We start from the raw sequence: 13,454 nt of genomic DNA on the forward strand, positions 1-13,454 counted from the left end.
ATGCGACTCCTCACCGTCGGCACATCAGCGCTTCTGCTTGAACTCCCCGATTTGGCATCCACCCTATCCGCCTTCACTGCCGTGACCAGCGCCGCCCTGCCCGGAATCGTTCAAATCCTGCCAGCCGCACAAACGCTGCTAATCACCTACGAGCCTGCGATAACCAACGAGACGGAACTCAAGGCCGCACTTTCGGATATTCCCATGGACGATACAGTGCCTCCCAAGGGCAAAACCGTCGTCATACCGGTCGTATATGACGGGGATGACTTGCAAGAGGTCGCCGCAATCATGGGAATATCAAGCGATTCACTGATACAACGCCATGCGGGGCATCCATGGACTGCGGCATTCAGCGGATTCGCACCCGGATTCTGCTATCTTGCCGACGGCGACCCACTATTCGATGTTCCGAGGAAAAGCACTCCCCGCGTCAGTGTGCCTTCAGGAGCGGTCGGTCTCGCCGGAACCTTCAGCGGCATCTATCCCAGAGCAAGTTCCGGTGGGTGGCAACTTATCGGCACCACCGCTCAACATCTGTGGGACGAGAGACGCGACCCTCCAGCCTTGCTGCGACCAGGAGACACCGTATGCTTCGTGCCTTCGCGCGAGCGCCTCGTGTCGACAGAGGCGGCTCCACTCCGGCCGACTTCCGTCTCGCAGACGCCCGGCCCTGACCACCAGACACCTTCGACCGAGGATGGAAAGCTCTCCACGACGATGCCGCATGGAAGGAAACGCGAGCGCCGCCACCTTCGGGTGATTCACGCCGGATTGTTCAGCACCGTTCAGGATGAAGGCAGGAACGCTGCGAATATGGGCGTATCCGAATCGGGTGCCATGGACCGTTTCTCATTCCACCTGGCAAATGAGTTGGTGGGTAATCCTGAAACCACGCCCGTAATCGAAATCACGGGCGGAAACTTCATCTTCATCGCGGAAGGCGACTTGGTGGTCGCCGTCACCGGCGCACCGGTGAGGGTGAACATACATTCCGGCGATACTCCCGACACAGCGATTGTTGACGTCCTTCGGCAAGAGGCCGTGGTACTGCGCGACGGTGAGACATTGACCGTATCAAGTCCAAGCTCGGGCCTACGCAACTACCTGGCCGTGCAAGGAGGCATCGCCGTCAGTCAGGTGATGGGCAGCGCCTCGACGGACACCATGTCGCAACTCGGCCCGGCGGTTCTGCGCGATGGCGCAAGACTCGAAATCGGCACTCGGAGTCTCGGCACCGTATCCCCCGGTCTTCCATGGCCGAAGATGCCACGCGCAGGTCAGATTACCGAACTAGCCGTGAGCTTGGGCCCTCGGGACGAATGGTTCACCAGGCACGGTCTTGACGCTCTGTTCCGACAGGTATGGAAGGTCAGCCCTCAATCCAACCGCGTAGGACTGCGTTTGCAAGGCGCCGAGACTCTGGAACGCAACACCGATGACGAGCTGCCCAGCGAAGGCACCGTCCCCGGCGCGATTCAGGTACCCAGCAGCGGCCAGCCCGTGATATTCATGCGCGACCACCCAGTGACCGGCGGGTACCCGGTAATCGCGGTTCTTGACCCGGAAGCTGTGGACACGGCCGCTCAGATGCCTGCGGGGGCCTTGATTCGATTCGTGAATCACTCGGTCAACAACACCAAGGAGTCTACACAATGAACAGTGCAATGAAACGTGCAGTGAACAGAGTGCTCATAGCCAACCGTGGCGAGATTGCCGTAAGAATCATTCGCGCCTGCGCCGATACCGGCCGCACCTCCATAGCCGTATATGCCGATGATGATGTCGACGCGCTTTTCGTGCAGCTTGCCGACGAGGCTTATCCCTTGGAAGGCCGCACACCGCAGGACAGTTATCTGCATATAGGCAACATCATCCAACTGGCGGTGCGAGCCAATGCTGATGCCATCCATCCCGGGTACGGTTTTCTGTCGGAAAACGCGGATTTCGCCCAGGCTGTAATCGATGCCGGTCTGGTCTGGATAGGGCCGCCGCCGGAAGTGATACGACTGCTGGGCGATAAGGTTCAGGCCCGTCGTATCGCGGCGGAAGTCGGGGCGCCGATGGCTCCGGGCACCACATCCCCCGTAGCGGATGCGGAAGAGGTGGTGGACTTCGCCAAAACCCACGGGCTGCCGCTGGCCATCAAAGCCGTGTATGGCGGCGGCGGGCGAGGTCTGAAAGTGGTCCGCCGCCTCGAGGACATCAACGAAGCCTTCGCATCCGCCACACACGAGGCTGAATTGGCTTTCGGTAACGGCTCGAGTTTTGTCGAACGGTTTCTCGATAAACCACGGCACGTCGAAGTCCAGATACTCGCAGATGCACTTGGTCACACCATCGCCGTGGGGACTCGCGACTGTTCGCTCCAGCGCCGCAATCAGAAGCTCGTCGAAGAAGCCCCGGCCCCCTTTCTGAGTCAGGAGATTAGCGATCACCTGAAACAGTCGGCGATAGCGATTTGTCGGCAGGCCGGATATGTAAGTGCCGGAACCGTTGAGTTCCTGCTATCCGCTGACGGTCTGGCCTCATTCATGGAGGTCAATACCCGATTGCAGGTGGAGCATCCCGTGACCGAGGCAACCAGCGGCATCGACCTGGTCATCGAACAGTTCCGCATCGCCGAGGGCGAGTCCATTGAAGGGCTCGAAGTCTTAGAACATGGTCACGCGATGGAATTCAGAATCAACGCCGAAGACCCTGCCCATGGGTTCATACCGTTCCCCGGAACCATCACCGAACTCGATGTACCAGGTGGTCCGGGAGTGCGTTTTGACGCCGGAGCGCGCCGACATTCCACCGTATCGTCGCAGTTCGATTCCATGCTTGCCAAACTCATCGTCTACGCTCCGAATCGCGAGCAATGCATCAGGAGAGCCAGAAAGGCTTTGAGTGAATTGCGGATAGGCGGGGTTCCTACGGTTATCGGTTTCGACCGGAAAATTCTCGAAAGCGCCGACTTCGTCTCGAACGATCATCTCGGGGTCTATACCCGATGGATAGAGGAATCGTTTCTCAAAGACGCCGACCCACAGGAATTTGCGGACCGTGCCGCCTCACCGAATATTCTGCGAAGCTGGATTGAAATCGACGGCAGACAACTCAGAATCGGGCTCCCCGATTCCCTGCTTCTTCAGCAACCCGGCACTGCGCATGCACAGCCGGCAACCGTCGAACCGGACCCCGGCAGCATCCGTTCCACCATCACCGGCACTCTGGTCCGCTGGCTTGTTGAGGATGGTGACATCTTGAGAGCCGGAGACCCGGTGGCGGTTGTCGAAGCCATGAAAATGGAGACACAAATCACGGCTTTGGAATCCGGCGTTTTGCAACAATCCCGACACCCCGGCGACAGCATCTCCTTCGACGACGAAATAGGCCGAATCGTCTCATGACAAGCGCCTTCACTCGCTCGTCTCAGCCGGAAAGCACATCGCAAGCGCTACGCCTTGCGCAGGAAGGGTGACCATGTCACAGCAATATAACCGCACATCATCCTCGGCAAAGCCCTCGCCGCAGCGCTTGACCTCAACACAGCGCTCCATCACAACACCGTGCTTGCCTTCAACACAGCGCTTGCCTTCAACACAGCGCCCGGTCCCTAGACAACGCCTGTCGCCCAAACAGTGGTTGACCTCTCGTATCCACACCGCTCTCCAACGACGCGCCATATCGAGAATAGAGGCTGAGGCCGCCCACGATGTCGGCCGCGGAAGCGAATCGTTGGCGGTACTGACCTATGGTGAACTCTTCACAGCCGCACGGTTTCTGGCATCCAATCCACAGACGAAAGCCTTCGTGGTCACAGGATTCTATGTGCCCTCCGCAGTGCGGCCCGCCGCTGAGACGGACGGTCCTGTGGGTGCTTTGGAATTGTGCGCGGCTCTTCGCGCCATAGGCGGCGATGCATGGCTAGTCAGTGACACACCCTGTGAAGGAGTCCTCAGACCTTCTGCGACGACAGTGTTGCCCGACAATCATGTGTTGATTGCCCCCGTGGACGAAACCTTCGAAACCTGGCTGCAGGACATCATGGAACTGATACGCATCGAGCATATCGACACGGTGATTTTCGTCGAACGAGTGGGTCCTTCATATGGTGGACTTCCGCGGAATATGAGAGCGGCATGCATCAAGGAGTGGACGGCACCGCTGTCTCGTCTGGCGGGTCTGGGATTGCACAGCATCGGCATCGGCGACGGCGGCAACGAAATCGGGATGGGCAAAATTCTGGCCGAGGACATGCAACGACTCGTACGGTACGGAGATGAAATAGGCTGCTCGGTCTCCACTGACGAGCTCATCATAGGCGGCACCTCGAACTGGGCAGCCCATGCACTGGTGGGTGCTCTTCGCGTTCTGGGGCACAAACAGGTCGAACATCTGCTCGAAGACTCCTGGCATCACGAGGTATTGTCTGCACTAGTTGCCGAGGGAAGCATCGACGGCGTCACGCACGACAATGTCCCCAGCGTCGACGGACTCAGAGGGGATGACTACTTCGGAACGATACGGTACATCTCCAGGATTGCCCAAGGTCGACATTGGTGAAGATGCCGCCTGAAGGCGATATTGCCCTACACGGAGAAGATTGATGGCGCACGGCAATCCGATGCGAAACAGGACTGTGTGAACCATCCAAATCAACCGATTCACCGCATTCAGGTCAAACCCCTTGTGGTCCGTTTGACCTGAATGCATGCCGCGGCGTGGCACATCACGGGTGCTACCTGTCGCTGCTATGCCCACGGGAACGGTTGAAAGCTATGACGCCCATTCCCAATGCGACGAAGACCATCATGACCGCACCGGCACCTAGCACTGCCCCACTGCCTCCTGTTTGGGCCAAGGTTCCGGCCTTGCTCTTGTTGCTGCTTGCCGAGGCCGCCGGAGTTGTGGTTGTGGTTGTCAGAGCTGTTGCGGGAGTCGTCGTTGTCGTAGTTTCTGAATGTGTCGGTGTATTGCTATCCGTTGGCGTGGTCGCAGGTGATGTTGGCGTGCTCGGCGTTTCGGTTGGTGTGCTCGGCGTTTCGGTTGGCGTTGCGGGAGTGGTCGTAATCACTGGTGTCACCGGATCGGTTGGCACGACCGGCGGCACCTTCCCTTTGTACGGGAAGTAATGCTGTTCGGACCCCATGAAGGTACCGCTATTCACTACGATGGTTCCCTGAATATTCGCCGCACGCTTGTCCAGATGGGCTTTCGGCGCCAGTATGGAACCATCCAGCGAATCTCCGGATTGCACGATGCTGTTCGCTTCCGGCGCCACCCACAGCATGGCGCCGGGATCTCGCGCACCCGCCAGCGTCAGATTGAAGGTCACTGCTGAGCCCGATATGGGGACGACGAGGAAGGTTCCTGCATCCACGTTCGGCGAAGCGCCACTGAAGGAGAGTTCCGTGATTCCGGCGAGCGTGCCCGCATCGACGGGCCAATAATTCGTTTTCCCCTCGGTAAGAGCAATTACCGCCTTCGTTCCGGATATGCTGACCGAGGCCTGTACCCCATGCGTATCCGTCTGTGGATACACGGCAATCTGTTGCGCCAGCCGTTCCGCAGAACTCTTGGAAAACAGGCTGGAGAACAGCGTAGGGCTGGTTACCTGTTCGCTCCCCTCCATCGAGTTGTTGGCCACAATGCTCGGGTCGCCTGACGGACCGGCACCCTTGCTGACCACACGAGTGTGCATCTGAGCATTGTTGCCGTCTCTGTTCAGCACATCCGACTGAGCAGCATCCCCTATTCGTATGGAACCGCTGAGCACTTTCAATTGTGCAGCGGAATTCGAAAAATCGACGTTGTTGGCGAGCAACCCAACGCCGGAACCGCCACTCCTGGCGCTCTGCTGGGTAGCTGTGTTTGAATTATGGAAGCTCAATGTCCCTCCGACAGCAACCGCTCCTTCCGACTCAGCGGAGAGATGCGCATCACCTAAGGTAACGACATTCCACTGCATATAGTCCTGCATCAGGAAATGCTCCTGATCTGCCGATGCGGACATCTGTGGAATCAATGCGCCTACCGTTGCACCTGCTGCGATTAGGGCTCCCAGACCCATCGTCAGCCTTCGATGGCGTAAAACAGTATTTCGTTGATTGTTCATGATTGTTTCCATTCAGCAAGGCGCTGCTCAATATAGTCGATTCAGCGCAAGAACACATGTTGATGCACACGAACCTTCATCGTGAATGGGATTTTCCCTAGCAGGTCACCGCCGATTTGGTTCGTGTGTTTGGGTACAGAGCATTATGTTCTGTAAACAGACCCGTGTACGCAGCCAGCGATTTCCTTACAACCTCGCTCGCTTCGATTCCCCTCGGATGAGATGAGCATTTCAGAACCCCCATATACCACTGCACTCCAGATGGTGATATGTCTAAGAATGCTTCCCCTGATACGTCAGTGTTCAGGATAGCAAATTTCCGGATCGGCGTTTCTGACACATCTCAAAATGCGCAGAGGCAACGGATCTCATAGTCTCAATCGCGTTGGAATATCGGGGATATCCCATCGATGACATGCATCACTCGTATGACGCTGCGAGGGTTGGAACATTAATGCACAGCACAGGAACTCTTCAGGAAAAGGTAACGTGCATGGGCAATACTCTTACCATTATGTCGCGTTATCCGACAGGAGGGTCTTCTTGAACACTCGTCTACGATGCAGCATCCCACTGTGCGAAAGGGAAGCCACCAGAGCATGGGACACATTGCACTCCGTCAGTGCGCCGGCCGGAACGCTCGGCGCGGTTCCCATCTGCGATTTCCACCTCTGGCTGCTTGGGCAAGGCGCGAACATCACCGTCAGCTCTCATGGCCTCGATGCCATCATCTAGCACCCGGCTTTGCCGCTCCTGTTCGGGGCGGAAGCGACGGTATTCGGTTAGGCGGCTCTGCGATGCCGGCGCTCCGCCACCACACGCTGTGGCTCAGTCTTGCCGTCGATGGCCTCGCCATCGACCACAATCGCTTCGACATCCTGCAATTCGGGAAGCTCGAACATCGTCGATTCCAAGGTCTTCTCGATAATCGACCGCAGGCCTCTGGCCCCCACACCTCGTTCCATGGCGGTTTGAGCAATACGCTCGACAGCATCGTCAGTGAAGCGCAACTCCACGCCGTCACTGGCGAAGAGCTTCTTGTATTGCTTGACCAGAGCGTTTGCGGGGTCGGTGAGCACGTGTTCGAGCTCTTGCTCGCTCAGTTCATGCAATACACTCACCACAGGAAGACGCCCGATGAACTCCGGCAGCAATCCGAATTCGGAGAGGTCGTCTGCACTGACTTCGTTCAGCATCGTCTCCGGGTCACGTTGAACGGTATGCCACGAGGCGCCGAAACCGCTTTCGTGTTTTCCCAGACGCCGCTCCACAATCTGGTCCAGCCCAACGAAAGCTCCCCCGCAGATGAACAGGATGCCACGGGTGTCTATCCGCGCGGTTTCCTGGTCGCGATGTTTGCGCGTCCCCTCGAGCGGGACGCTGGCGATGGTGCCTTCGAGGATTTTCAGCAGGGCCTGCTGGACGCCTTCACCGCTGACATCACGGGTGATTGACGTGTTCTCACCTGATTTACGGGCGATTTTGTCGATTTCGTCAATATAGATGATGCCATGCTGAGCTCTGTCCACATCGCCGTCCGCAGCCTGAAGCAGACGTTGCAGCACCGTTTCGACGTCATCACCGACATACCCGGCTTCGGTGAGCGTGGTGGCATCGGTAATCACGAACGGTACGTTCATCACCTTCGCCAAAGTCTGTGCCAGATAGGTCTTTCCCACACCTGTGGGTCCGAGAAGGAGGATATTCGATTTGGCGACTTCCGCGCCGTCAAAGTCATCATCCTGCTGTGGGTGCGCACCGCCCTTGTCAATCTGTCGCGCGGACTGGCGCAATTCCATGTTGACCCGTTTGTAATGGTTGTACACGGCCACGGCAAGCGTGCGCTTGGCATCCTGCTGACCGATGACGAAACGGTTGAGGTAGGCGAAGATTTCACTGGGAATCGGCAGCTTCAAGGCGTTGACTTCAACGTCATGGGTGCGCTCTTCCGAAATAATGTCCACACACAGCTCGATGCATTCATCACAGATCGCCGAATTCGGGCCGGTGACCAGTTTGCGGACCTGGTGTTCGGTTTTTCCACAGAACTCGCAGCGTGGAATATCCTCGTTGTAGCTGACTACACGCCCCATGTATCCTCCAGAAGCCATTCGATGAAAAACCCGTCACCCTGCACACTATTGTGCACCGGGTAACGGGTGATCTGCGTATTGACGCCGGGCGTCTGCACAGTACCTCCGCCAACAGATGAGCATCATCTGCATTCGGAGGATGTCTTACTTCCTGCTTTCCAGCACCTCGTCGACGATGCCGTACTCCTTGGCCTGCGCGGCGGTGAGAATCGTGTCGGTTTCGATGTCCTTGCGAATCTTCTCGACCGGCTGTCCGGTGTGCTTGGCAAGCGTGCTTTCCAGCCATTCACGCAGGCGGAGCATTTCCTTCGCCTGAATCTCGATTTCCGTGGCTTTGCCGAAGTCCTGCTGCATTGCGGGCTGATGAATCAGCACGCGGGCGTTCGGCAGCATCAGGCGTTTGCCTGCGGCTCCTGCAGCCAGCAGTATCGCCGCAGCCGATGCGGCCTGCCCCAGGCATACGGTCTGCACATCCGGCTTGATGTACTGCATGGTGTCATAGATGGCGGTCATGGCGGTCATCGAGCCGCCGGGAGAATTGATGTAGATCATCACGTCCCGGTTCGGGTCCTGACTTTCCAGAACCAGCAGCTGCGCCATGATGTCGTCGGCCGACGCATCGTCGACCTGCACACCCATGAAGATGATGCGGTCGTCGAACAGCTTGGTGTATGGGTCCTGACGTTTGAATCCGTATGGCGTCTTCTCTTCGAACTGCGGAAGAACGTAACGACTCTCAGCGCGAATCCCGGATACACCGCGTGCCCCGGCGAGCCTTTCGGCACGTGCGACGAACTGTGCTTCTTGCGATGCCATTCGTCACTCTCCCTTCTGGGCGTTCATCGTGCCCGGCGTGGTCACGATCTTGTCCACGAAACCATACTCCAGAGCGGCTTCGGCAGTGAACCAATGATCGTACTCGTTGTCTCGGTATATTTCCTCGACCGTGTGACCGGTCTGCTCAGCGGTAAGCTGGGACAGCGTCCTTTTCATGTCCATGATGAGTTCCGCATTGATACGGACGTCGGTCTGGGTTCCTCCGACACCGCCCGAAGGCTGATGCATCAGCACACGGGCGTGCGAAGTGATGAAACGCTTGCCTTTGGTGCCACTGGACAGCAGGAACTGACCCATGGAGGCGGCCATGCCCACGGCAACGGTCGCCACATCCGGTTCGATAAGCTGCATGGTGTCGTAGATGGCCATGCCGGCGGTAATCGAACCACCGGGCGAATTGATATACAGCCAGATGTCTTTGCTGGGGTCTTCGGCCGCAAGCATCAGCATCTGAGCGCATATGACGTTGGCATTGGAGTCCTTGACCTCATCACCGAGCCAGATAATGCGGTCCTTGAGCAGACGGTTGAAAATCGGATCGGTCGGCGAGAACGATTCACCCTCAGCCAGAACCGGTGAAGTTGCAAGAGAATTGCTCACCGTGTCTCCTTCTATGTGTGGTTATGTTTCGAGCGTACAGCCCATAATCGACGCTGCATGCGGCTTTGCGCTCTCGGCTATGCTAAGGCCCCAAAGACCCACGGAATCATGGGTTTTCGGGGCCTGCGTTTCTGCGCTGAGAAAACTACTACTCCGCCGAAGCCTCGTCCTTGTCGGAGAGCTGATCGGCGACCGCCGCTGCCGCTGACGCAGCTTCGACGCTTTCCTTCTCCTCTTCCTCGGCTTCGTCTCCTAGGAACTTGCTCAGGTCGAGCACGTTGCCCTCGGTATCCTTGAAGGTCACCGCACGCATACCTGCGAGCAGACCCTTGGAACGTCCGACTTCCTGCACTGCGGAGCCGAGCTGTCCGTTGTTGACGATGGCGTTGATGAAGTTGCTGGGGTCCATGCCGTACTGCTGGGCGATGGAGGCCAGGAAGTTCGTTACGTCGGCCTGTGTAACGGTGATCTTGAGCTGCTCGGAAAGTGCGTCGAGCACGATCTGATCGCGCAATTCCTTCTCGACGGCTTCCTCTGCCGCGGCCTTGTCCTCTTCAGGAGCCTGCGGGTTGTTCTGCGCATTCTTCTCGCGGTCAGCGAGCATCTCTTCCTTCACACCCTTCGGGACGGGAATGTCGACGCCTTCCTGCAGACGAGCGATGAATGCGTCACGCGCCACGGTGGCCTGACGGCCTTCGGCATCGGCTTCGCTTTGCTTGCGCACATCGGCCTTGAGTTCATCAAGAGTATCGAACTCGGAAGCCTCCTGAGCGAAATCATCATCCAGCTCCGGCAGTTCTTCGGACTTGACCGAATTCACCTTGACCGAGACCTGAGCCTTTTCACCCTCGTGCTCACCGGCCTCGAGAGTGCCTTCAAACGTGGTTTCCTCACCGGCGGAGAGACCATCGAGAGCCTCGTCCAAACCATCGAGCATGGTGGCCGAACCCAACTGATAGCTGACGCCTTCCTGAGAATCGACGGACTCGTCACCGATTTTGGCATCCAGATCGATGTTGGCGTAATCGCCCTTGGCGGCCGGACGGTCGACACTCACCAAAGTGCCGAAACGCTGACGGAGGGCTTCGAGACGAGCGTTGACATCCTCATCGCTCACCTCGGGCTTGGCTACTTCAATCTCCAAGCTGTCGACTGCGGGCAGGTCGAACTTCGGACGAACCTCGACCTCTGCCGTGAACTTCAGCTTGGTGTCGTCGGTGGCGGTCTCCGGGACTTCCTTGACGTCCAGCTTCGGCTGAGCCATCGGGTGGATTTCCTTCTCGGCGAGCGCCTTGGAGTAAAGCTCCGGAACACCGCTGTTCACTGCTTCGCCGATAACGGAGCCGAAGCCGACACGCTGGTCGATGATCTTTCCCGGGACATGACCCTTGCGGAAACCCGGGATGTTTACCTGCTTCGCGATCTCCTTGCGGGCCGCATCCAGATAAGGATCGAGCTCCTCTTGATCGGCGGTGATTGTAAGCCTCACCTTGGTGGGCTCAAGATTCCTGACGCTGATTTTCACGCTGCGCTCCAATTCATCACATTCTGTATTCTGCCTCAAGGCAACCGTTACATGATAGCTCGACTTACGGACTCTGCAAGCAGCCCAATCTGCCAATTCCTGGCACCCTGCTCGCTGAGGAAGCCTGCCACGTCAAGACCCTCGGGGTCCTCGACCCAGCACAGATTCCGCAAGTATTGCGGTTTGATGATGATCTCCGCCGGAGTGCGGGTATCCTGGGCGATTTGGTTCACCACCTGGCGGACCTTGGCAAGCCGCTCGAATCGCTCCGGATGACGCTGCTGCCACAGTCTCATCGAACGCGGCGCGTTGCCGTCCTCTCCATGCACATTGCTCTTCTTGCGTGCCGGAAGCACCGGCAGCTCATCATCCGGAATGCTCAGAGCCTTGACGATGGCCGTCTTCCATACCGAAGGCTTGACCATGCGCTGAATCGGAGCGTATCGCTCGAACATGTGATCCTGCTCGCTGCCGGTATGCACGCGGACCCGTTGATTGAGCGAACGTATGGATCGGAAGGTGCGCAGATTGCGGGGTTTGATCCTGGCGGCTTCCATGATGGCCGCGTCGGAGAGCAGCAGGCTCGGAGATATGTCGTGTTCACGCGCCAACGCATCACGTGTGGTCCAGAGTTCCTTCACCACCGCCAGACCACGGCGGTCATGGTGCAGGTCGGTGATGTGCGACACACGGAGCCAAGGGTCCTGCCTCGGGGCTTTCGGCGCCGTACCTCGTTCGAGCAGCCAGGCGAATTCCTCCTCTGCCCAAGAATCCTTGCCCTGCGCCTTGAGTTCGGCGCGCATACACGTTTCCAGATCAATCAGCAGTTCGACATCCAGAGCCGCGTAGTTGCGCCAATCGCGTGGCAACGGTCGGTAGGACCAGTCTGCTGCCGAGTGTTCCTTGGCCAACACCAGGCCGAGGTAGTGCTCGGTGACCGCCGCCAACCCGAAATGGTGTGCGCCCAGCATTCTGGCGGCCAGCTCAGTGTCGAACAAGGCCTGCGGCTTCATGCCGAGATCCGCGTAGCCGGGAAGATCCTGCAACGAGTCGTGAATAATCCATGTGGCGGAGCCTACGGCATCGTTGAACATATCCCAGGATGCACCTGTGCCCTGCAAGGCCACGGGGTCAATCAGCGCGATGCCCGCACCCTCTCGTTTGAACTGCACGAGCCAGTCCTCATGACCGTAACGGAAGCCCGAAGCCCGTTCGGCGTCTGCGGCTACGGAACCCTGCGCCTGTGAGAACCGCAGACACATCTCCCGATAAGCCGTAGGCGTGTCAATGACCTCAGGAACCCCGGAACGAGGTTCGGCCAATAGTCGGGGCTCCTGATACTCACTCAGCAATACGTCTGACTCCTTGCATTCGGACGGGCATCGCCATAGTGGCATCAGCCCATCCGTTGCCGTACGGCGTCTAGGACGCCATCTCTCTGATGAAGCGGGCCCACATCTGCACTTGTCGACCTGCGTCGAGACCGTGCGATGTCACCCCTGCAGGCGTCCATGATACCCGTATCTCACAACCACAGCCGTTGTCCTGCTCGATGGCGCCGAATGACCGATTCTGAGTCAAGGTGACGGTGCCTCTCACACTGTCCGGCTCCGCCTCGGTGAGATGGGCGGTCATATCGTCCAGAAACATGTCCGCAGTGAGCGAGTCATGCTCCTGGGCGGCAATCTCGGTGGTGAAGAATCCCACGCAGCGCCATTGAGAATCCCATTCCGCAAGCGGAACATGGGAGTAGAGCACCATGATCCAACCGCTGGGGCTTGCGAGTCGAGACCTCGCCGTGTTCTGGCTTTTATGCGCAGACGAAACGGGAGAGGCGCGTAGGCCCTCCGAATACGAAAGGCCATCGAGAGCCGATGGGTCGTATGCGTCTTTTCTGCACGAAAGCTCGACGCCGATGCCCGCATCAGCCATGGAAGAAGGTACCTGAATCTCCTGGTAGTCGATGGATTCCACTCTGACCATGTGATGCACGGACTCGACGGCGTACCACAACTCGTCGCGGACACCTGCAGGTCGGCTCAAGGAGCAGATCGACTGCTCGCCCTCGCCGGATTCACGGGTGTGAAAGGCCACGTCACGCACGGGAATGGAATAAATCTCTGCCATGGTTCAAGGCTAGGTGAGAAAGTGCCGTTTCCCCCGCAACGACACCACAAATCGTTGCCCCTGACACCGGTTTACCCGTTTGTGTAGGGATTATTGATAAGACAATGCCCCTCGGCGGCATACGTCCATTGGAATTGCGCCTTTTTCGTTGACAACACCCCTCGGAATA

General features: G+C 58.0%; 11 protein-coding genes. 4 read left to right on the forward strand and 7 right to left on the reverse strand.

The genetic code is table 11. The features are described from left to right. From DB51_RS06535 to DB51_RS06545, 3 genes are all read left to right on the forward strand, one after another. Complete coding sequence (locus DB51_RS06535; RefSeq protein WP_034252695.1) at positions 1-1,659, forward strand: 5-oxoprolinase subunit B/C family protein; 1,659 nt, start codon at positions 1-3, stop codon at positions 1,657-1,659. Next, the gene (locus tag DB51_RS06540; protein ID WP_423773423.1) at positions 1,656-3,395 is read left to right on the forward strand and encodes an acetyl/propionyl/methylcrotonyl-CoA carboxylase subunit alpha; all 1,740 of its coding nucleotides are present in this window, start codon (positions 1,656-1,658) and stop codon (positions 3,393-3,395) included. The genes DB51_RS06535 and DB51_RS06540 overlap by 4 nt, the downstream gene beginning before the upstream one ends. 181 nt (positions 3,396-3,576) lie before the next feature. Beyond that, a complete protein-coding gene (locus DB51_RS06545) occupies positions 3,577-4,551 on the forward strand; it encodes a glutamate cyclase domain-containing protein (protein ID WP_238548320.1) in 975 nt (324 codons plus the stop codon). 175 nt (positions 4,552-4,726) lie between these two features. Here the strand turns inward: DB51_RS06545 and DB51_RS06550 are convergent, their stop codons facing one another. Next, positions 4,727-6,103, reverse strand: a complete 1,377-nt coding sequence (locus DB51_RS06550; RefSeq protein ID WP_162174629.1) for a collagen-binding domain-containing protein — start codon at positions 6,101-6,103, stop codon at positions 4,727-4,729. Positions 6,104-6,646: 543 nt separating this feature from the next. On the opposite strand from DB51_RS06550, the gene DB51_RS10210 reads away from it, so the two are divergent. Beyond that, a complete protein-coding gene (locus DB51_RS10210; RefSeq protein WP_156958263.1) occupies positions 6,647-6,838 on the forward strand; it encodes a hypothetical protein in 192 nt (63 codons plus the stop codon). A 47-nt stretch (positions 6,839-6,885) separates the two neighbouring features. On the opposite strand, the gene clpX is transcribed toward DB51_RS10210, so the two are convergent. From clpX to DB51_RS06580, 6 genes are all read right to left on the reverse strand, one after another. After that, positions 6,886-8,196, reverse strand: coding sequence for an ATP-dependent Clp protease ATP-binding subunit ClpX (gene clpX, locus DB51_RS06555; RefSeq protein WP_034252701.1), 1,311 nt, complete (start codon positions 8,194-8,196; stop codon positions 6,886-6,888). Between the two features lie 144 nt (positions 8,197-8,340). Further along, the gene (locus DB51_RS06560) at positions 8,341-9,012 is read right to left on the reverse strand and encodes an ATP-dependent Clp protease proteolytic subunit (RefSeq protein ID WP_034252702.1); all 672 of its coding nucleotides are present in this window, start codon (positions 9,010-9,012) and stop codon (positions 8,341-8,343) included. A gap of 3 nt (positions 9,013-9,015) precedes the next feature. Then, the gene (locus DB51_RS06565; RefSeq protein ID WP_034252704.1) at positions 9,016-9,633 is read right to left on the reverse strand and encodes an ATP-dependent Clp protease proteolytic subunit; all 618 of its coding nucleotides are present in this window, start codon (positions 9,631-9,633) and stop codon (positions 9,016-9,018) included. Between the two features lie 148 nt (positions 9,634-9,781). Continuing rightward, positions 9,782-11,158: a trigger factor gene (gene tig, locus DB51_RS06570; RefSeq protein ID WP_034254070.1), complete on the reverse strand. Its 1,377-nt coding sequence runs from the start codon at positions 11,156-11,158 to the stop codon at positions 9,782-9,784. A 47-nt stretch (positions 11,159-11,205) separates the two neighbouring features. Then, positions 11,206-12,510 carry an HRDC domain-containing protein gene (locus DB51_RS06575; RefSeq protein ID WP_432762349.1) on the reverse strand — a complete coding sequence of 435 codons (1,305 nt, stop codon included), beginning with the start codon at positions 12,508-12,510 and terminating at the stop codon, positions 11,206-11,208. A gap of 70 nt (positions 12,511-12,580) precedes the next feature. Further along, a complete protein-coding gene (locus DB51_RS06580; protein ID WP_051867344.1) occupies positions 12,581-13,285 on the reverse strand; it encodes a DUF3000 family protein in 705 nt (234 codons plus the stop codon). Positions 13,286-13,454 lie beyond the last annotated feature (169 nt).

This window comes from Bifidobacterium crudilactis (assembly GCF_000738005.1).
In the GTDB taxonomy this organism is placed as follows: domain Bacteria; phylum Actinomycetota; class Actinomycetes; order Actinomycetales; family Bifidobacteriaceae; genus Bombiscardovia; species Bombiscardovia crudilactis.